This window comes from Micromonospora sp. NPDC005806, from assembly GCF_042871425.1.
In the GTDB taxonomy this organism is placed as follows: Bacteria; Actinomycetota; Actinomycetes; order Mycobacteriales; family Micromonosporaceae; genus Micromonospora.
In genome coordinates this window covers 1-20,290 of the sequence record NZ_JBIAIL010000042.1, presented here as the reverse complement: position 1 = coordinate 20,290, position 20,290 = coordinate 1, and the positions used below count along the sequence as shown (strand labels likewise).

The 20,290-nt window shown below is 69.0% G+C and carries 16 protein-coding genes, 1 tRNA gene and 1 pseudogene; 9 read left to right on the top strand and 9 right to left on the bottom strand.

Annotated features, from left to right (window positions below):
* Window positions 1–128 precede the first annotated feature (128 nt).
* The 4 genes from cmk (at window position 129) to ACFYOS_RS30290 (ending at window position 3,564) form a co-directional block, all read left to right on the top strand.
* Window positions 129–809 carry a (d)CMP kinase gene (gene cmk, locus ACFYOS_RS30305; RefSeq protein ID WP_387148831.1) on the top strand — a complete coding sequence of 227 codons (681 nt, stop codon included), beginning with the start codon at window positions 129–131 and terminating at the stop codon, window positions 807–809.
* On the top strand, window positions 806–2,212 hold the full coding sequence (der, locus tag ACFYOS_RS30300; protein ID WP_387148829.1) for a ribosome biogenesis GTPase Der: 1,407 nt from the start codon (window positions 806–808) through the stop codon (window positions 2,210–2,212). Before cmk ends, der begins: the two co-directional genes overlap by 4 nt.
* A gap of 205 nt (window positions 2,213–2,417) precedes the next feature.
* Window positions 2,418–2,491, top strand: a tRNA-Pro gene (locus tag ACFYOS_RS30295).
* Between the two features lie 113 nt (window positions 2,492–2,604).
* Window positions 2,605–3,564 carry a tyrosine-type recombinase/integrase gene (locus ACFYOS_RS30290; protein ID WP_387148827.1) on the top strand — a complete coding sequence of 320 codons (960 nt, stop codon included), beginning with the start codon at window positions 2,605–2,607 and terminating at the stop codon, window positions 3,562–3,564.
* A 590-nt stretch (window positions 3,565–4,154) separates the two neighbouring features.
* Here the strand turns inward: ACFYOS_RS30290 and ACFYOS_RS30285 are convergent.
* Window positions 4,155–5,087 (bottom strand): tyrosine-type recombinase/integrase, encoded by a 933-nt coding sequence (locus ACFYOS_RS30285; RefSeq protein WP_387148825.1) that lies wholly within the window; start codon window positions 5,085–5,087, stop codon window positions 4,155–4,157.
* 64 nt (window positions 5,088–5,151) lie between these two features.
* Window positions 5,152–5,844, bottom strand: coding sequence for a hypothetical protein (locus ACFYOS_RS30280; protein WP_387148823.1), 693 nt, complete (start codon window positions 5,842–5,844; stop codon window positions 5,152–5,154).
* A gap of 498 nt (window positions 5,845–6,342) precedes the next feature.
* Here ACFYOS_RS30280 and ACFYOS_RS30275 point away from each other — a divergent pair, with 498 nt between their 5' ends.
* On the top strand, window positions 6,343–7,125 hold the full coding sequence (locus ACFYOS_RS30275; RefSeq protein WP_387148821.1) for a transposase family protein: 783 nt from the start codon (window positions 6,343–6,345) through the stop codon (window positions 7,123–7,125).
* A 139-nt stretch (window positions 7,126–7,264) separates the two neighbouring features.
* On the opposite strand, the gene ACFYOS_RS30270 is transcribed toward ACFYOS_RS30275, so the two are convergent.
* The gene (locus ACFYOS_RS30270; RefSeq protein WP_387148819.1) at window positions 7,265–7,996 is read right to left on the bottom strand and encodes a hypothetical protein; all 732 of its coding nucleotides are present in this window, start codon (window positions 7,994–7,996) and stop codon (window positions 7,265–7,267) included.
* 155 nt (window positions 7,997–8,151) lie between these two features.
* Entirely contained in the window at window positions 8,152–9,117 is a 966-nt protein-coding gene (locus ACFYOS_RS30265; protein ID WP_387148817.1) for a helix-turn-helix domain-containing protein, read from the bottom strand.
* Between the two features lie 297 nt (window positions 9,118–9,414).
* Between ACFYOS_RS30265 and ACFYOS_RS30260 the strand changes: the two genes are divergently transcribed.
* Window positions 9,415–13,137 carry a S8 family serine peptidase gene (locus ACFYOS_RS30260; RefSeq protein WP_387148815.1) on the top strand — a complete coding sequence of 1,241 codons (3,723 nt, stop codon included), beginning with the start codon at window positions 9,415–9,417 and terminating at the stop codon, window positions 13,135–13,137.
* A gap of 206 nt (window positions 13,138–13,343) precedes the next feature.
* Here ACFYOS_RS30260 and ACFYOS_RS30255 read toward each other — a convergent pair whose 3' ends face one another.
* From ACFYOS_RS30255 to ACFYOS_RS30240, 4 genes are all read right to left on the bottom strand, one after another.
* Window positions 13,344–13,514: an integrase core domain-containing protein gene (locus ACFYOS_RS30255; protein ID WP_387148813.1), complete on the bottom strand. Its 171-nt coding sequence runs from the start codon at window positions 13,512–13,514 to the stop codon at window positions 13,344–13,346.
* A 154-nt stretch (window positions 13,515–13,668) separates the two neighbouring features.
* Window positions 13,669–13,947, bottom strand: coding sequence for a hypothetical protein (locus ACFYOS_RS30250; protein ID WP_387148812.1), 279 nt, complete (start codon window positions 13,945–13,947; stop codon window positions 13,669–13,671).
* Window positions 13,948–13,952: 5 nt separating this feature from the next.
* Window positions 13,953–14,345, bottom strand: coding sequence for a hypothetical protein (locus ACFYOS_RS30245; RefSeq protein ID WP_387148810.1), 393 nt, complete (start codon window positions 14,343–14,345; stop codon window positions 13,953–13,955).
* A 478-nt stretch (window positions 14,346–14,823) separates the two neighbouring features.
* A complete protein-coding gene (locus ACFYOS_RS30240) occupies window positions 14,824–16,356 on the bottom strand; it encodes a tetratricopeptide repeat protein (RefSeq protein WP_387148808.1) in 1,533 nt (510 codons plus the stop codon).
* Window positions 16,357–16,497: 141 nt separating this feature from the next.
* Here ACFYOS_RS30240 and ACFYOS_RS30235 point away from each other — a divergent pair, with 141 nt between their 5' ends.
* From ACFYOS_RS30235 to ACFYOS_RS30225, 3 genes are all read left to right on the top strand, one after another.
* A complete protein-coding gene (locus tag ACFYOS_RS30235; protein ID WP_387148806.1) occupies window positions 16,498–17,058 on the top strand; it encodes a helix-turn-helix domain-containing protein in 561 nt (186 codons plus the stop codon).
* Window positions 17,059–17,207: 149 nt separating this feature from the next.
* Window positions 17,208–17,573 (top strand): transposase, encoded by a 366-nt coding sequence (locus ACFYOS_RS30230; protein WP_387148804.1) that lies wholly within the window; start codon window positions 17,208–17,210, stop codon window positions 17,571–17,573.
* A gap of 39 nt (window positions 17,574–17,612) precedes the next feature.
* Window positions 17,613–18,032: a transposase gene (locus tag ACFYOS_RS30225; RefSeq protein ID WP_387148883.1), complete on the top strand. Its 420-nt coding sequence runs from the start codon at window positions 17,613–17,615 to the stop codon at window positions 18,030–18,032.
* Window positions 18,033–19,943: 1,911 nt separating this feature from the next.
* Here ACFYOS_RS30225 and ACFYOS_RS30220 read toward each other — a convergent pair.
* Window positions 19,944–20,290, bottom strand: a pseudogene (locus ACFYOS_RS30220) (alpha/beta hydrolase); the annotation flags it as partial.

Sequence of the window (20,290 nt, the reverse complement as noted above, 5' to 3'; positions counted from 1 at the left end):
GGATCGCCCCCGGCGGCGTACCGCGCGGCCGGCCCGCGCGGCGCGGGATGATTGACGATGAGGAACAACCGCTCAACGGCACCGGGGACAACCGGCGACCCGCGAGGTACGGGCTGAGGAGGACAACGGTGGAGGAAAACGTACCGGCCGGGCGCTGCGTGGTCGCTGTGGACGGGCCATCCGGTTCGGGTAAGTCCACCGTGTCGCGGCGGCTCGCCGTCAGCTTCGGTGCCCGCTACCTCGACACCGGCGCCATGTACCGGGCGCTCACCTGGGCGGTGCTGCGCTCCGGCGTCGACCTGACCGACACCGAGTCGGTGACCAAGGTCGCCGGCGAGGTCGACCTGCGCATCGGCACCGACCCCAAGGGGTACGGCGTGACCGCCGACGGCGTCGACGTGGCCAAGGCGATCCGCGGTCCCGAGGTGACCGGCGCGGTCTCCGCGGTGGCCGCCGTGGGCGCCGTCCGCGAGCTGCTGGTCGCCCGGCAGCGGCAGGTGATCGCCGAGGCCGGCCGGATCGTGGTCGAGGGCCGCGACATCGGCTCGGTGGTGGCGCCCGACGCCGACCTGAAGGTCTACCTGACCGCCTCGGAGGCGGCCCGCGCCCAGCGGCGCAGCGCCGAGGACGCCGCCGACGTCGCGGCGACCGCCGCCGACCTGGCCCGCCGGGACAAGCTCGACTCGACCCGCAAGGTCAACCCGCTCCAGCAGGCCGCCGACGCGGTCGTGCTGGACACCACCGAGCTGGGCATCGACGAGGTCGTCGCCCGGCTGCGCGCGCTGCTCACCGAGCGGGGTGTGGCATGAGCGAGGACTTCGGGGGCTGGGTCGAGCTGCGCGAGCCGGAGGTCGAGCCCGGTGAGCCGACCGGCCCGCAGCCGGTGGTGGCCGTGGTCGGCCGCCCCAACGTGGGCAAGTCGACGCTGGTCAACCGGATCATCGGCCGCCGTCAGGCGGTCGTCGAGGACATCCCCGGCGTCACCCGCGACCGGGTCCCGTACGACGCGCAGTGGAACGGCCGGGCGTTCACCGTGGTGGACACCGGCGGCTGGGAGCCCGACGCCAAGGACCGGGCCGCGGCGATCGCCGCCCAGGCCGAGGCGGCCGTCACCACCGCCGACGTGGTGCTCTTCGTGGTCGACGCCATGGTCGGTTCGACCGATGTGGACGAGGCCGCGGTGAAGATGCTGCGACGCAGCGCCAAGCCGGTGATCCTGGTGGCGAACAAGGCCGACAACACCGCCATCGAGATGGAGGCGACCGCGCTCTGGTCGCTCGGCCTCGGTGAGCCGTACCCGGTCTCGGCGCTGCACGGCCGGGGCTCCGGCGACCTGCTCGACGCCATCATGGACGCGCTGCCCGAGGCGCCGAAGGTGGTGGAGTACCGCCCCCGCGGCCCGCGCCGGGTGGCTCTGGTCGGCCGCCCCAACGTCGGCAAGTCCAGCCTGCTGAACCGCTTCTCCGGCGAGGAGCGGGCGGTGGTCGACTCGGTCGCCGGCACGACCGTCGACCCGGTCGACAGCCTGGTGGAGATCGGCGGGGAGACCTGGCAGCTGGTGGACACCGCCGGCCTGCGCAAGCGGGTCGGCAAGGCCAGCGGCACCGAGTACTACGCCAGCCTGCGGACCGCCGCCGCGATCGAGGCGGCCGAGGTGGCGGTGGTGCTGCTCGACGCCAGCGAGGTGATCAGCGAGCAGGACCAGCGGATCCTCACCATGGTCGTGGAGGCAGGCCGCGCCCTGGTCATCGCCTTCAACAAGTGGGACCTGGTCGACGGCGATCGCCGGTACTACCTGGACAAGGAGATCGACCGGGAACTGCGCCGCATCCCCTGGGCGCTCCGGCTCAACCTGTCGGCCAAGACCGGCCGCGCGGTCGACAAGCTCGCCCCGGCGCTGCGCAAGGCGCTCGCGAGCTGGGAGACCCGCATCCCCACCGCGCAGCTCAACCAGTGGCTCACCGCCCTCGTCCAGGCCACCCCGCACCCGGTGCGCGGTGGCCGGGCGCCGCGCATCCTCTTCGCCACCCAGGCCGGGGTGGCCCCGCCGCGCTTCGTGCTGTTCACCACCGGACCGCTGGACGCCGGCTACCAGCGCTTCGTCGAGCGCAAGCTCCGCGAGGAGTTCGGCTTCGAGGGCACCCCGATCGACATTTCGGTACGCCCGCGAAAGAAGCTCGGCCCGGGCGGTCGCGGCAAGGCCCACGGCTGACCCGTCCTCCCGTACGACCCGACGCCGGGTGGCGCCGTCCCGACGGCCCACCCGGCGTCTTCGTCTCCCCCCTCAATCCAGCCGCCTAGGACGCTTTAGGGGAGGTGGCCTGGAGCGCGCGGCACGGGCAGGGCCCTGTGCGCACCGTGCGAAGATCCTGCGCTAAGCTGTAGCGGCTGCCGCGGAGAACACCGCGCGGGGGCATCGGGACGTGGCGCAGTTTGGTAGCGCACTTGACTGGGGGTCAAGGGGTCGTCGGTTCAAATCCGGCCGTCCCGACAGCGAGAGGGTTTCCGCAGGTCAGCGACTTGCGGAAGCCCTCTTTTCATTGCTTGGCATGGGTGCCTGGTCTAGCACGCCGCTGTTGGACTCCTTGACTCGGGCAGGTTGTCATGCCACTTCTCGATCTTCAGAAGCTCACCGTCGGACTGTCCCGGACGTGGGCCGGGTTCCTTCGGGACTGGGACCGGTCGCTGCGGGCCGGGAACTACCCGGAGACCACCCGCTACAACTACCTCCTCGCTGCCGCGCAGTTGGGCCGGTATCTGGGGGAGGCTTCCCCGGATCCGGACGCCGATGACGCCGCCGACGACCCGTGTGCGGTGACCCGGGCGCACGTGGAGGCGTTCCAGGCCTGGATGATCGACACCAGGTCGGCGTCGACGGCGCTGAACAAGCACAAGGGACTGCAGCAGTTCTTCAAGTGGCTGCTCGTCGACGAGCAGGCCATCGACCGGTCGCCGATGGAACGGGTTCGGCAGCCGAAGACACCCCGGAAGCTGATCCCGGTTCTGCGCGACGAGGACACCAGCAAGCTCCTCGACGCCTGCAAGGGCAAGGGCTTCGCCAACCTGCGGGACGAGGCGTTGATTCGGTTGTACTGCAACACTGGTGCCCGGCTGTCCGAGGTTGGCGGCCTCCTCGTGGCCGATGTCGACCTGAACACCGAGTCGGTGCACTTCCACGGCAAGGGTGCCAAGGACCGACGGGTCCGGTTCGGGCCCAAGACCGCGCGGGCGCTGAGCCGCTATCTACGGGCCCGGGACAAGCACAAGGGCGCCGCATTGGCTCAGCTGTGGCTGGCCGAGCGCGGCGTGGCCCCCTTGACCCCGAACGGCATCAAGATCCGGCTCAAGCGGCTCGGTCAGGCAGCCGACGTGCCGGACCTGCACGCACACCGGTGGCGCCACACCTTCGCCCACGAGTGGAAGCGTGCCGGGGGAGACACCGGAGATCTCATGCTGCTGCTCGGCTGGACATCCGAGGACATGCCCCGGCACTACGGTGCTAGCGCCGCCGCAGAGCGGGCGCAGGAGACGCAGGCACGGCTGGGCATCGGCGAACGAGTGTAGGAGCAGGTGCCGCACCCGGCCCTCCCGGACGGACCGAGAGGTCAGGTGCGGCAGCGCCGAGCGCGATTCGCGGCGCACACTTCCCCGCTATGTGATCGACGATCCGGCCTGCGCGTGCGCTGCGTCGAGATCGGTCGACTGGTCTGCTCCGCCGACGCCGCCGAGCGCAACGCCCGCATCCGCCACGGCGTCTGTGCTCAAGGGCGCGTCCCCAACGAGTTCTCCGAGGCGACGGCCGAGGTCAGTCGGTCGGTGGGAACCGCCGACGCAAGTGAGACTCCTATGCTTTCTGGGTTCGGCGCTTCCTCGCCGCCGCCGATCGCTCGGCCAACTGCAGCATGTATGCCGTCCGCGCGTGCCGTGCCATAGCGGTGCGGATGTCGGCGGGCAGGGTGCCTTCGGGGTCGACTTGGCGTTCGAAGCGGTCGAGGAAAGCTTTCGTACCGGCGGCTGTTCGAGTCGTGCGGTCGGTGGTGGCTGCCCAGGAGGCGTGTGCGGCGATGCGGGCCCGTCGCCGGCGCTGCTCCGGTGTCAGGCCTGCCGTTCGCCGCTTTCCTGCCGCGTCGGGCGGTTCGTGGGTGTCTCCGCGGTCAGACACGTTCACCGATCCCCATCCGGGCCTGGACTCGCTGAGCGCGTTCGGCTGCCGCGCTGGCACCGTAGTGGCGAGGCATGTCCTCGGACGTCCAGCCGAGGAGCAACATGAGATCGCCGGTGTCCCCGCCGGCCAACTTCCACTCGTGGGCGTAAGTGTTTCGCCACCGGTGTGCGTGCACGTTGCTGACTCCCGCGCGCTGACCGCGCCGTGTGAGCATGAGCTTGATGCCGTTGGCGGACAACGGCTGCGCGCCGCGCACGGCCAACCACAGGTCGGGCAGCCCGAAGGCGCGGTGGCTGCCACGGACCCGCAGATAGCGGCTGACCGCCCGGGCCGTCTTGGGCCCCAGCCGCACCCGCCGGTCTTTGGCGCCCTTGCCGTGGTAACGCAGGGTGTCGAGCGACAGGTCGACGTCGCCGAGTTGAAGATTGGCCACCTCGGAAAGACGTGCTCCAGTGTTGGCTAGCGTCCGGATGATCGCCTCGTCGCGGACCTGGACGAAGTCTTTCCCCTTGCAGGTGTCCAGCAGTCTCTTGGTGTCCTCGTCGCGGATGATCGGGATCAACGTGACCGGCGTCTTTGGTGGGCGTACCCGCAGCATCGGCGACTGTTCGATCTCCTCCTCGTCCAGGGCCAACCACTTGAAAAACTGCTGGAGGGCCTTGTGCTTGTTGAGCGCGGTCGAAGCCGATCGGGTCTGCACCATCCATGCCTGGAACGCCTCGACATGACGCCGGGTCACCGCTGTTGGTGTAGCTGCTGCTTCCCCCACCTCGTCTTGGCGGCCGTCGTCGGCCAGGTATCGACCGAGCTGGGCGGCGGCGAGCAGATAGTTGTATCGGGTGGTCGATGGGTAGTTCCCGGACCGCAACGACCGGTCCCAGTCCGTGAGGAACGCCGCCCACGCCGGAGGCAGCTCCGCCACCAGCCTCGTGAAATCCACTTTCATGACGGGGCTCCCTCGGGCTGCGAGGCGGTCGAGCGGCTAGTCATGTCGCAGCCCTCCGGGTGAAGACCAGAAGATCCACGGAGTAGTTGAGCTTGCCGTCGCCGACCGGCGAGTTCTTCCGCGCTGCCACGGCCTCGGCCTCGGTGGCGTAGTAGAGGAATTCGTCACCGTCGCCGGGACCGGGAACGGCGACGATCTGCAGGACGTGGGTCAGGCCGGCGGTATGGGCGGCGGGCAGCAGCTCGCCGAGGTGCTCGGCGAAAGTGGTGCCGGGCTGGCCGGGCGCTGCGGAGCTCACTGCGGCGATCGCACAGGTGTCGGCGGTCATGATGAGCCGGCCCGCGGCGAACAGGTCGGCGATGCTGGCCGAGGTCCTGACGGCGTGCCGCGGGGGCCACCGTAGGACGACGAGGCTGATGGGTTCGGTGAGCGCGTCGAGGTCTGCGACCTCGCTGGGGTCGGTGATGGACAGGTACGAGCGGGAGGCGTGGGCGCTGGCGTATTCCAGCTGCGGGTCGCTGTCGAAGTCGACGACCGCGTCGCCGCGTCGGGTGTACACGAGGACGAGTCGCTGGGCCAGGCGCGACGCCAGGCGGGCCCCGGGGTCGGTGGCGGGTCCGGCGTCGTTGCGGTCATCGAGCCGCCAGACGGCGAGCGGGACATCACCACCGACGAGGACTGCGTCGCCGTGGTTCTTCGATGCGTCGTCTTTGCAGGGGTTCGGGCGTGCCACGCCGGTTGGCGTGGGGTCTGGAGAAGCAGTCATGTGCGGGTAGCTCCCACGCTGACTGGCCGTGTTCGCACCTACCAATGGCTTCGGTGACCCGGCTCGGACCACCGACTACGGCGGCCGGGCACCCAACAGCGCCCAACAGCGCCGGCGGCTCTGTTGAGTGGCGCTGCCCAACAGATCGCGCTGGTTCACCCAACAGTTCTCGGCGTCGACCCAACAGTCCTCGCCGTTGGCCCAACAGCGCGGGCATTGGCCCAACAGCGGTTCCCCGCGCGTTGTTGGGTAGCCAACAGCCGGCTTCTCACGGTCGGCGCCGACAGCCTCCGGCTTCGGGCTCGGTGCCGACCGACACCCAGATCCGTCTGCTTGCCGATGAGCCTTTTCCAGCTGATCTTGCCGTTCAGGGCGGGTGTGGCGGGCCCGGAGATCGATGAGGACGAGGCTCCAGGTAAGACAGCAGTCGACCAAGATCCGATGCCCCGACCGGGAGCCTCGCCTGTGCTGTCTTACCCCTCCACGATCCCGCTGTCCAGCCGCACCCTGAACCACCTCGCCGACCTCATCCGAGCGCACCGCACCCAGCATCGATCCCGGTGGCGGCGTCTCGACCCCGGGCGACAGGCACTGCTTGCCCTGGCCCACCTGCGCAACGGTGACACCTACACCCGGCTCGCCGCCGGGTTCGCCGTCGGTGTCGCCACCGCCTGGCGCAACGTGCAGGAAGCGATCACCCTGCTCACCGCAGCCGCCGAGGACCTGGCCACGGCGATGCGGCGCATCCGCCGCCTGGCGTACGCGATCCTGGACGGCACCCTGATTCCGATCGACCGGGTGGCGGACCAGAGACCGTACTACTCCGGCAAGCACAAGCGCCACGGCGTGAACGTGCAGGTCATCGCCGACCCGGCTGGCCGGCTCGTGTGGGCCTCACCGGCACTACCGGGCTCGGCGCACGACCTCACCGCCGCCCGCGTCCACGGCATCATCGACACGCTGACCAGCGCAGACGTGATGACCTTCGCCGACAAGGGCTACCAAGGCGCTCGGGGCAGCGTGCGCACACCGTTCAAGCGGCACCGCTTCCGGCCGAAGCTGTCACGCCGCCAGAAGACGGTCAACCGGACGCACGCGAGAATCCGCGCTCGCGGCGAACGAGCCATCGCCACGCTCAAGACCTGGAAAATCCTGACCAAGCTGCGCTGCTGCCCACGCCGCGCCACCGCGATCGTGCAGGCCATCCTCGTCCTGCACCACGTCGAAGCGAACCGCTACACAGGATGAAAATGGCTCGATCTTCTCAGCCAACAGCACCTAACAGGGCTGTGAGCTGCGCTGTTGGGCTCTCCCGCCGGTCGATGTCGGATGCCATGTTCCGGTTGGCTGTTGGGCGGACATGGCCCTTGAGCAGGCCCAACAGGCATCACCGCCGATTGAGGTGGTCTTGGACTGTCGGGTGGACGTGCGCGGATAGAGGCCTCGCACCGCCATCAGGGGGTGCGGTGCCGAACTCCTCGCAAGGGATGCCATGTCTGCTCGATCCTGGCCGTCGTCTCCGCTGGCTGCGGCCGACCGTGCCTTTACGCTGCTGGTCCAGCCGCCGACCCATATCGGGTTCGACGGTCGCGGGTTCGCTGGCCTGCCTGATGAGATCTTGCCGTTGGAGCGGCTGCGAACGATGCTGCTCTCGCCGCAGACCAGTGTCGAGGTCCGCGACGCGGTGTGGCGTGAGCTGGTCATCCGCGCTCGCCGGGACGGCCCGGCCTGGGTCGTGGCCGCGGTGGGGATCGCCATGCCCGGCCTGCGTCATGTCGCCGGGCTCCTTGCAGCGGGATGGCGTGGCGACACCCGTGATCTGGACGCGGAGCTGCTGGTCGGGTTCGTCGAACGGCTCAAGACCATAGACCTCGAGCCGCGCCGGGTGGTCGGCCGGCTCATCGACGCCGGTCTGCGGGCCGCCCGCAAGGCCCGTGACGCCGACTCCGACGCCCAGCTGATCCATGTCGACGCGACCGGGCCGATCGCGCCGATCCAGCCGTGGGACCACCCGGACCTGGTCCTCGCGCGTGCGGTCGCGGCTGGCGTCATCGACGCCGACGAGGCGAACTTGATCGCCGCAACCCGCCTGGAGCACTGCGGGTGCCGGAAACCCCATCCGTGCAGGTCATGCGGCTGGTCCGTACTGGTGGATGATGCCGCCCGTTACCAGTCGACCCGTAGCGAACCCGACCGCTGTCTCGGAGCCCGGGAATCGATCATCGAAAGGGGATGGAGAGCGCGTTCCGTCCGGCGGCGGTTGGGTCCAGAGAGTCACAGCCAGCCACGCGTTTTGGCGCTCATGCCCATCTGGAAGCGGGTGGTGGCGCCGAGGTCTTCCATCAGGGCGTGGATCCGGCGCTGCGTGGTTCTGATCGACCAGCCTTGCGATCTGGCGATACCTTGGTCGGTCAGCCCTGAAGCGAGCAGCATCAATAGATTTCTGGTTTCCTCGTCCGGTCCGTTCGCGCCGTCCAGCGGCCCGTCGACGGACAGCGGCACGCCCCGCTCCCACTCCGCCTCGAAGAGCGTGATCAGCGCGTCGAGGAGGGAGGATGGATGGATCACGTAGGCGAGGCCGTTCTGCTCGCTGGAGCTGATTGGAATGACGGCCATCCGGTCATCGACCATGAGCATTTTGAGCGGCAGGTCCGGCCTTACCCGCGCTTGTTCACCCTCGCGCAGCGTGGCGAGTAGGCCGGCTCGTAGCCGCCCGGGCCAGGCGACGGCGTTCCGGCTGTAGATCACCCGATACCGGATGCCCCGGCGCAGCCGTTGGCCCTCGTTCTCCGCATTCGCGCCGGGCGTGCTGACGTAGGGCGGCTTGTCGAAGCCGCGTACCTGCGTCTTGGCGCTGTTCTCGATGTGCGCCACTCTGCGACGGATGTTGTCCTGGCCGACAAGCACCTCCAGTGACTGCTCCGGATGGATGTAACGAGATGCGGCCCGGTGCGTCTCCATCAGTGCCTGTGCGGCGTCGCGCGCTTGCCACAGTTTCGACTCGACCGCGCCGATCAGTTCGCCGATCGCTGCGTCAGGTGGCGTGGCGAGATAGCGCACCGGCCGTCCCGGAAGCCGGCTGACCAGACCGCGCTCGGTTAGCCGGACCAGTGCACCTCTGGTCTGAGCCGGGGACAGCCGGGCGGTTGTGGCAAGTTCGTCCGCGCTCGCTCGAGGGTTGCCCACCAGCGCGACGTACACGGCACTCTCCGCCGGCGCGAGGCCCAGTGCTGTGAACATGTCGCCCTCCAGGCTTCCGTTGTTGGCGGGGCTTTCCAATGCGAGGGCGGCGGCCCGGCTGTTCTGCGTGATGCCGGATGCGTGTCCCGGCAGCCGCTGACCATCGTGCTGGCTGGCATGAAACCGCCACCTGGCAAGTATTGGTCAGCCGGCCATCTTGCGCCAGCGGCTGGCGCGCTGCCAGCCTAGCTGCGGCGGTTCGTGATCAACCCCCTCCGGCCGCCCCCCGGCTCAGGGACATCATCAGAGGAGCCCCCTTTGCTAACCCCATTCCCCCGCAGATTGAAGCTGACAGCTTTGGCGTCCGCGCTGGCGATCCTGACGGTCAGCCCGCCGGCGTTCGCCACCACGGTGGACGCCACCCCTGGCGCTACCAGCACATCGCACGCCGGCGCCGGATCCGGTCCGAGCGTCCCTCGCACCGTCACCCTGATCACCGGGGACACGGTTACGATCACCACCGCCGCCGACGGCACGGAGAGCAAGGAGGTCACGGGACCGGACGGTGAAGCCGTCGGGTTCAAGATCCACCAGGTCGGGAAGAGCACCTACGTCTACCCCGACTCCGCCCTGCCGTACGTCTCCGCCGGGCGCCTGGACAAGGAGCTGTTCAACGTCACGCAGCTGCTCGCCGACGGCTACGATGACGCGCACACCGACCATCTCCCGCTGCTCGTCAGCTATACCGACAGCGCCGCCCGCGCCCGCGCCCAAGCGCTTCCCGCTGGAGTCGCGAAGGTCCGCACCCTCAGCAGCATTCAGGGCGCCGCGCTGACCGAGAGCCACAGCCACGCTGCCGACTTCTGGTCCGGGCTCACCGGAGGGGCCGGCGCGCAAAGTGCCGCACGCGTCACCGGCGGCGCCCAGCCCTCCTTCACCGGTGGTATCGCCAAGGTGTGGCTGGACGGGAAGGTCAAGGCCGCTCTGGCCGACACCACCGCGCAGATCGGCGCCCCGGAGGTGTGGGCGGCAGGCAACACCGGTCAGGGCGTCGACGTCGCCGTGCTGGACACCGGCGTGGACAACAGCCACCCGGACCTGGCGGACCGCATCGCCGGCTCGGCCAGCTTCGTGCCCAACGAGGGCGTCTTCGACGACTACGTCGGCCATGGCACGCACGTCGCCTCCACCATCGCTGGCACCGGCGCCGCCTCCGACGGCAAGGAGAAGGGCGTCGCCCCCGGCGCCCGCCTGCACATCGGCAAGGTGCTCGGCACGAAGGGCGGCCAGGATTCGTGGGTCCTGGCGGGCATGGAGTGGGCCGCCCGCGACCAGCATGCCAAGATCATCAACATGAGTCTCGGAGCCGGCCCGACCGACGGCACCGACCCGTTGAGCCAGGCCGTCAACCAGCTCAGCGCGGAGACCGGCGCACTGTTCGTCATCGCGGCGGGCAACTACGGCGCCCCGAACACCGTCGCCTCGCCGGGCGCCGCCGACGCCGCGCTCACCGTCGGCGCCGTGGACAGCTCCGACCAGCTCGCCGACTTCTCCAGCCAGGGCCCGCGCGTGGACGACGGCGGGCTCAAGCCGGAGATCACCGCACCGGGAGTCGACGTGCTTGCGGCACTCTCCCACAACGCCCAGGATGGGGACCACCAAGGCCCGTACCGGACGATGAGCGGCACCTCGATGGCCACCCCGCACGTCACGGGAGCCGCCGCGCTGCTGGCCGCAACGCACCCGGACTGGACCGGCCAGCAGCTCAAGGATGCCCTGATCAGCTCCACCAAGACCACCCCGCAGTACACCCCCGATCAGGCCGGCGCCGGCCGCGTGGACGTCGCGGCCGCGGTGCGGGACACGGTGTTCGCGACCGGCAGCGCCTACGCCGGCCTCGACCCGTGGCCGCACCAGCCCGGTGAGAAGCGCGACAAGGATGTGACCTACACCAACACCGCCGACGCCCCGGTCACCCTCAATCTGGCGATCAACGTGCCTGACGCGCCTGCGGGTCTGTTCACCCTGTCCGCCACGCAGGTCACCGTGCCCGCGCACGGCACCAGCAAGGTCACCTACACGGCCAACCTGGACAAGGCCCCCCTGGACAGCCACTTCAGTGGCATGATCAACGCCTCCGACGCAGACGCCGACGGCAAGGTCCTCGCCCACACCCTCATCGGGGTCGGCAAGGAAGGGGAGAACTACAACCTCTCGATCACCGCCAAGGACCGCAGCGGCAACCCACTCTCCGGGCAGCTCATCGTGGTGGGAAAGACCTTCGGCAACGTCTACGCGCTCGATGAGTCGGGGACGGGCACCATCAAGCTTCCGGCTGGCACGTACGCTGCGTGGCTCAATATCGACCAGCAGGGAGCGCACGGCCCGCACTCCCTGGGCAGAGCGATGCTCGCCGCTCCCGAGATCGTCCTGGACCGGGATCGAGCGGTCACGCTGGACGCCTCAAAGGCGCGGCAGCTCACGGCCGTCACTCCCAAGAAGACGGTCGACACTCAGTTTTCGCTGCACCTGTTCCGGTCCTTCGGTCCCGACGGCGGCTGGCTGGATCGCTCGATACCCAATGGCAGGTACGACAGCGTGTGGGCGCTGCCCACCGGTCAGAAGGTCACTGAGGGTGAGTTCCAGGTTGCCGCGCGCTGGCGCAAAGAGGAGCCCATGCTGACGGTGGCCTCCGGCGCGCGGAACTTCGACGACCTGTGGCTTCAGCATGCCGCAACGCCGCTGCCCAAGGGCCGGATGAAGCTCGACACCGTCTTCGCCGGAGAGGGCGCCGACGCCGACTACGCCGGGCTGCAGGCTCAGGGCAAGATCGCCGTGGTGCGGCACAACGACAACGTCGGGCAACAAGAGCAGGCGGACGCGGCATCGAAGGCCGGCGTGCGGCTGCTGCTGGTCGTCAACAACGGGACGGGTCGGCTGGCACCCTGGTTGAACCCCTTTGTGTTGCCCAGTTCTTCTTGGCTTCCGCAGGTCACGGTAGCCACTCTCACCAGTGACGAGGGCGAAGAACTGATCTCCGAGATCCAGCACGGCCCGACCACGTTGACCGTGGATTCCAACCCCACCACCGACTACTCGTACGACCTCTTCCATGTCTACGACGGCGCGGTGCCCGACGACCCCACCTACCAGCCGGCGGAGGAGGACTTGGCCCACGTCAATGCCTCCTTCCGCAACTACCAGCAGGACAGGGCGACCGAGGAGCGCAAACCCTTCTGGCACGGACAGCTAACCGGCTCCCTTATTGCGCACGAGGTTCCGGCCCAGGGTGAGCGCACCGAGTGGGTCTCCACGGAGGAGGACACCCAATGGCTGGAGCAGAACATAATCCCCTTTGAAATCCAGGAAGGTACCGCCGTGCTGCAGTACAAGGCGGGCAGCACCACCGATGTGCACTGGTTCGGCCCGGTCGAGCGTCCCCGCCTCATTCCCGGGAGGGCGTATCACGACCGGTCTGGCGACTCCCTCAGCGCGTCGGTCCCGGCCTGGGGCGACTCCGGTCCGGGACACATTGGCACCGCCATCGAGAACTTCGGAGTCGAGAGCACGGTGAAGCTGTACCAGGGCGACACGTTCCTGTACGAGAGCTTCGCCGACTGGCTTGATTTCCAGGGACTCAGCCCTGAGCGCCTTCCCTACCGGCTCGTCTCGGAGAACTCCCGGGGCCTCTACTGGACGAACCCGTACTCCACCAGCACGCGGACCGAGTGGGGGTTCACCTCGGCGGCCGAGGACACCAATCTGCCGTTGATTCAGCTCGACTACGACGTCAACACCGACACCGTGGGCAAGGCAAACCGGAACACCGACCTCACAGTCACTCCCTCCCACCTCCCGGGAGGACCGAGCTCCAAGGCGATCGGCGACGTCACCCTTGACGTCTCCTATGACGACGGCGCCACCTGGCAGCAGGCAGCGCTCAAGCACATCGGTGACGGCTGGAAGACCACACTGCACGCCCCGGCCGGCGCCACGTACGTCACCCTGCGTGCCTCCGCGCACGACAACCAGAGCAACAGCATCACCCAGAGCATCACCCACGCCTTCGGGCTGAAGTAACCACCCTCAGTCCGTCACTCGGGCGGGGCCGCCACCCGCGGTCCCGCCCGAGCGGCAGTCCCGCCCGGACACGCCTACACGCCCCGGCGCCGCGCCCACTCGATCGCCTGAGGTTTCAAGACTCGGTCGCGGGCCCTGGGCTGGTCTTATGCGGCGCGGTCGTACTCGTTGATCAGCCCGCTGAGGACCGGCCGGCGCGCGATGCGTCAGTGGTCGGCATTGACGGCGGGCCGGGCTGAGCGCGGTGGAGTCAGGTGCAGGGCCAGGTGCGGTCGCCACCCGTTGTAGTGCTCGGCGTACGCGGCCAGCACGGGCCGCAGGTGTCGGGCGCCGAAGATGAGCATCCGGTCGCTGACCTCGCTGCGGACGGTGAGCACGAACCGCTCGCGTACGCGTTGGCACGCGGACAGCGTGGTGGGGATCTTGACGGCGCCGTTGCGTCGTTGGATCGGAAGACGCGTTAAGCCGGTGCCGGGTGGGCGGTCAGCTCGCCTGCACGAGTGAGGCGTAGGAAGATCCTCAACGGGCTGATCAACGAATACTCCCAGGTGGCGTAGCTCTGACCGACTTTTCGAGCGGCACAGTCACCCCAACCACGTGGACCTGGCGGGTGGCGATCTCGACAAAGAACAGCACGTAGATCCGCTTGAGCGCCACGGTGTCGACGGTGAAGAAGTCACATGCCAGGATCGTGTGGGCCTGGGCGGTCAGGAACTGTTTCCAGGTGGGTCCGGATCGCCGGGGTGCCGGGTTGACCCCGGCGTTGTGCAGGATCTTCCACACCGTGCTGGCCGCGACCCGGTAGCCCAAGCCTGTCAATTCACCCTGGATCCGACGTGCCCCCAGGTCGGGTTCTCTGCCGCAAGCCGCAGCACCAGGTCACGGACCTGCTTGTCGACCGGCGGCCGGCCAGGTCGGGCATGCGAGTGCGTCCACCGCCGGGTGACGAGTTCACGGTGCCACCGCAGCAGCGTGGCCGGGGTGACGAAGAAGGCCGACCAGCGCGGGCGGGGCAGCAGCCGCGACAGCGCCGCCAGCACCATCCGGTCGGCCGGTTGCAGATCGGGGCGGGTCACCTGTCGGCGCAGCACGGCCACCTGATGGCGGAGCACCAGGATCTCCACATCCTTCGCCCCACCGTCGGAGGCGATCTGGAACAACATCTGCAGGATCAGGCGAAGCAGCAGGTGCAGCAACGACGCGCTCATGCCGACGAACATGCCGGCTGCGCCAGGCTCGAGCTCGCACAGAACCGCACTTCAGACGGCCGAACCGAGTATTCGAGCCACACAGGCTGCGCGGGCGGACGTCGGTCTGTGTCGATGGTCGGGTCGCTCGAACCGCCCCGTCACCGCTGCTGTGGCCACGAAGGTCTCCATGCCGGAAAGAGAATCAACGGCCGCAGTCTGACACCCGCGATGCCTTCTCCAGCAGTTCCGGCTCGACGCCAAGCTCCATCATGGACTGCCCTCCCCCGAGATCAGGGCGAGCTTACAGTAGCCACGCCAAAAAGCACCTGGAGTCGGCTCCGCCCGGCGGGAGTGTTCTCGTGGTCGCCGGTCAGGTTATCGCAGAAAATCGGTTCCTTGCCGCGATAGCGACGTCACGGTCTGAAGCTCAGATTGAGTCCGAGATGCCCGCAAGCCAGGAGGGGTCGGGCTCTGAAATCACAAATCTCCGGACCCCCTACTTGCTGGCGATGGAGCCGTCTGCATTGAGTCCGAAGGTGCGGATTGCCTCCGCTCGGGCCGCCTTGCCTTGCTGGATCAGCAGGGCAATAAGTCTGTCGGCAGCAGAGTACGTTCCGGCGTCGACCTCAGCCCGCAGCTCGTCGGTGCGTCCCTGCTCGGCCAGCAGATCGATCAGCCGCATGGCGGCGTACACGTGGCCGGCGTCGGCGCGGGCGCGCAGTTCGTCGGTACGGCCCTGTTCGGCCAGCAGGTCGGCCAACCGCCCGGCGGCGTACCGGTCGCGGGCGTCGGCGCGGGCCCGCAGTACGTCGATCGCCTCCTCGAGGCGTCCCTGTTCGGCCAGCAGATCGGCCAGCCGCCCGGCCATCTGCCCGACCAGCGGCACGGTGCCGTACCCCTCGTGGGCGTCGGCGCGGGCCTGTAGTACGTCGATCGCCTCCTCGAAGCGTCCCTCCTCAGCCAGCCGCTCGACCAGCCGCTCGGCTAGCGGCACGGCGGCGTACCCCTCGCGGGCGTCGGCGCGGGCCTGCAGTACGTCGATCGCCTCCTCGAGGCGTCCCTGCTCGACCAGCAGATCGACCAGCCGCTCACCCAGCGGCTCGGCCAGCGGCACGGGGCGCGTTCCGATACCTGGCTGCTGGCCGGTTGCGTATTCGTGCCCCTCGTGGGCGGCGGCGCGGGCCCGCAGTACGTCGATCGCCTCGTCGGTGCGGCCCTGCTCGACCAGCAGGTCGGCCAGCCGCATGGCGGCGGACGCGTCGTCGGCGGCGGCGCGGGCCCGCAGTACGTCGATCGCCTCGTCGGTGCGGCCCTGCTCGACCAGCAGGTCGGCCAGCCGCATGGCGGCGGACGCGTCGCCGGCGGCGGCGCGGGCGCGCAGTTCGTCAAGGCGTCCCTGCTGCGCCAGCAGGTCGGCCAGCCGTCCGGCGGTGAACAGGGCGGCGAACTCGTCGTCGGCGTCGGCGCGGGCCTGCAGTACGTCGATCGCCTCCTCGGTGCGTCCCTGCTCGACCAGCAGATCGGCCAGCCGCCAGGCGGCGTACGCGTCGTCGGCGTCGGCGCGGGCCTGCAGTACGTCGATTGCCTCGTCGGTGTGTCCCTGCTCGACCAGCAGATCGGCCAGCCGCCCGGCGGCGTACCCGTCGCCGGCGTCGGCGCGGGCCCGCAGTACGTCGATTGCCTCGTCGAGGCGTCCCTGCTTGACCAGCAGATCGGGCAGCCGCCCGGCGGCGAACTCGTCGTCGGCGTCGGCGCGGGCCTGCAGTACGTCGATCGCCTCCTCGGTGCGTCCCTGCTGGGCCAGCAGGTCGGGCAGCTGCCCGGTGGCGTACACGTCGCCGCGGGCCTGCAGTACGTCGATCGCCTCCTCGAGGCGTCCCTGCTCGACCAGCCGCTCGACCAGCGGCACGGCGCCGTACCCCTCGTTGGCGTTGGGGTGGGCCCGCAGTACGTCGATCGCCTCCTCGAAGCGTCCCTGCTCGACCAGCAGATCGACCAGCTGTCCGGCGGCGAACCCGGCGGCGTACATGTCGTCAGCGTCGGCGTCGGCGCGGGCCCGCAGTACGTCGATTGCCTCGTCGGTGCGTGTACCGCTCGGAAACCCGGTTTTGGCCTCTGAGGTGCGGTTTTGTGCGGCCCAGCCAGCCGACCGCGAGGCATGGTGGCGGGCATGTTCCTGTCCTTCGGGTACCTGCTCTTGTGTCAGATCCTGCGGCTCGTGCTGCAAGGCCTGCGTCGCGAGCGGTCCAAGGATCTCGAGATTCTTGTGCTACGTCATCAGGTCGCGGTGCTGCGCCGGCAGGTCGCACGCCCGGACCTCGAGCCCGTCGACCGGTTGGTGCTGTCAGCCCTGTCGCGGCTGTTGCCTCGGTCCCGCTGGTCGACGTTCTTCGTTACCCCCGCCACCTTGCTGCGGTGGCACCGGGAGCTGGTCGCCAGGAAGTGGAACTACCCGAAACGACGACCAGGGCGTCCTTCGATACGGGCGGAGATCCGCACCCTGGTGCTGCGCCTGGCCGAGGAGAATCCGACCTGGGGCCACCGCCGGGTGCAGGGCGAACTGCTCAGGCTTGGCTATCGGGTCGCGGCGAGCACGGTGTGGAGCATCCTGACCGCTGCCGGCGTTGACCCGGCTCCGCGGCGCGGCGGGCCGACCTGGACTCAGTTCCTGACCGCCCAGGCCAAGGGCGTCCTGGCCTGCGATTTCCTGCACGGGACACGATCGGGCTGACCCGCATCTACGTCCTGTTCCTGATGGAGGTCGAGACCCGGCGCGTACACGTCCTCGGTGTAACCAAGCATCCGACAGGGGAGTGGGTCACCCAGCATGCCCGGAATCTGCTGCTGGATCTTGGCGACCGAGTCGCCCGGTTCAGGTTCTTGATCCGAGACCGTGACAGCAATTACATCGCAGCGTTCGACCAGGTCTTCATCGCCGAAGGCATCGAGATCCTGCGCACTCCGCCGCGGGCGCCTCGGGCGAACGCGTACGCGGAGCGGTGGGTTCGCACAGTCCGCCGGGAGTGTCTCGACCGGACGCTGATCTACAACAGGCGACATCTACTAGCCGCCCTCGACGAGTACGTGGCCCACTACAACGAGCACCGGCCGCACCAAGCCCGGCACCAACAACCGCCCAACGCCACCGACATACCGCCACGACCGGTCGTCGACCTGACCGCTGCACGGGTGCGGCGTAGGAAGATCCTCAACGGGCTGATCAACGAATACTCCCAGGTGGCGTAGCTGTGACCGACTTTTCGAGCGGTACAGGTTGCCGGGCCGATCCGGGCCAGACTTTGTGGGCACCGCGGTTACACCGCGGTCCAGGCCATCCCCGGTGTCGGACCAGTCCTGGCGGCCGTGTTCGTCGCCGAGATCGGCGAGGTCGACCGGTTCCCCGGCCCGGCGCAGCTTTCCTCCTGGGCCGGGCTCACTCCCCGCCACCGCGAGTCCGACCTTGTCGTGCATCGGGGACGGATCACCAAGCAAGGCTCGACGTTGGTGCGGTGGGCGGCGGTCGAGGCCGCTCACGGCGTCCCGCAAACCGCCGGCTGGTTGACCTCCACGCGCGCCCGCATCGGCGAGCGACGCGGCGGCAACATCGCCACCGTCGCGGTGGCCCGCAAGCTGCTCACTCTCGTCTACTACGGCCTGCGTGACGGGCACATCCGTGCCCTCGCACCGGCCCAGGCGGCGGCGTGAGCAGGTTCGGACGTGACCGGACGCGTGGTCGTGCCACGTCTGGCCCCCGTCGGCCGACGGCGAGGCCGCCCGCTTGATTGACCCCGTCCGGTCACGGTCGCACACCACCATGCCCCCGAACCCGCGGGGCGAATGGATGACCGGCAGCCGAACCACGGCCTGCCCCTTCCGACAGCAGTCGGAACCTGGCGACGCGACCACACCCACAACACCGACTTCCGGCATCACCACGATGGCGTCCACGGCGCCGGCGTCAAGGCCAAGCCCTACGGGTGGGCCTGCGGCCCAGCCCTGACCCCGACGCCGCACACGCGCCTGCCCGGAAACCATGCCAGAAGACGGGCAAAACAACGTCACCGGGTCAAAACCCCAGCCTTGACCGGCCCCGCTCCTTCATGGATGACGTGGAGAAGTTGCACCACTGCTACTACCTGTTCTACTCCCAGTCCCAGCACTTCAACCCGGACCTGCTGTGACCGCGCCCGACAGCGGCCCGCTTCGTTGGCTGCACACGGACTCCGACCTGCGCGTCTTCCTGACCTGGTGCGCCAGGACCGGTCGGTCGCCGCGTCAGCGACGGCCGCGCGGGTGCTGCGGCGGCTTTGGATCCTCCGGTGGTGGCGGTGGTAACTCGCGGCCCACCTCGTTTGCCGGCGTCGGCTGCTTCGGGCCGCGCCCGTAACGCACTACCCAATACGCGATGAACGCCACAATCACGACGATCAGAAAGAAGCATGCTATCCCCCCGGTGATGCCCATATCGCGAAATTATCGTGTTGTGCACAGCGGGGGACTCGGTTTCGAGGATGCTCGATCAGGTGGGCGGCGGCCTCGACCAAAGGTGACGACCCGGCCACCGGCGGCCGGCCCATGAGGCGAGTGCCCGACAACCGGGTCCGCGCCCGTTGCGTGCCCGATGTTGAGGTCTCCCGGGCAGCTGGGTGACTATTTGGTTGACGATCGGGACGGACGCCAGCGGACTGTCGCGGACACTGGGGGATCGTCCTGGCAGCTCAGCGGCTTCGGAGCCGCAGGTCAGCGTCCGGTGTTGGTTGCCTGGGGGTCAAGGGGTCGTCGGTTCAAATCCGGCCGTCCCGACGGCGTGAGGGTTCCTGCAGGTCACAGGCTTGCAGGAACCCTCTTGCTATCGATCTAGCTCGATCTCTTCTCGAGCAAGTTGCTGCTGGAACCCTTTACTCGCCGGTCTGGCGAGTTGATCTCGGGTGAGGCTTCCCCTGAATGGCATGGTGCATCGGGTGCATCGGCGTTGTCGCGCTCGTCGCTGGACTCCTTGACCTAGGAGCATTTTGCGACAAAGCGAATGTGTCGCCTGCCACGAACATGGCATCAACAGGCGAGTTACCCGACGTGGTGAAGTGCAGGTAAGGGGCGCCGGACGCCCAGCAGGAGCCCGAGGGCGGCGCCGATGAGCCCGTACAGTCCGGCTTCGGCGGTGAGCATGAGGCGGGAGACTGCCTGGGCCGTGCGGCATTGCTCGCCCGGCGGCGCCGCATCGGCCAGCAGGCCCGCTGGGGCGGCGGAGAAGCCGAGCCAGTCTCGTCCGCGGATGGTTGGCCGCCCGGACGCTGTCAGGGTGTGGCTGAGCCGGCGAGTCCGACCCCGCCGATGCGGCGAGCCCCTGCCTGGTGGTGATGACGGTGGTTGCCGTGGGCAGGATTGCCCGCCCCGCGTCGTCGAGGTTGTCGGCGTGATGGTCGTGACTGAGAAGTACCGCGTCGAGCGGTCCGAGTGCCGACGGCTGGACGGCGGGGCCGGCCTCCTTGCCGGAGGCCGTGCCCCAGCCGAACGAGTAGCGGCGTCCGGGCGGATCGAAGGTGGAGGTCGGTGAGCAGGCGCCATCCGGCCGCCTCGATCAGCACGGTCGGCCCGCCGATGTGGGTCAGCCGGGCCTCACCGGGCGTGCCGCAGCGCCCAGTCGAGTGCCGTGTCGGCGATCTGTTCCCAGCCGGGCTCGACACAGGTCCAGTGCGATCGGCCGGGGAACTCGATGTAGTCGGTGATCGTGCCTTCGCCCTTGTAGTGGTGGGCGTTGGACTTGTTCACCGACGGCGGCAGGACGTGGTCGGACCCTCCGGCGATGAACAGCAGCGGCGCCCGGTCGGCGTTGCGGAAGTCGACCCAGGTGTCCTGCTTGCCGGGTTGGAGATTGGCCAGCAAGCCGTCCCACACCCAGCTGCCGGGCGTCGGGATGGCGTACCGGTCGTAGGCGGCCTTCGAGTCCTCGGCCGACAGGTTGT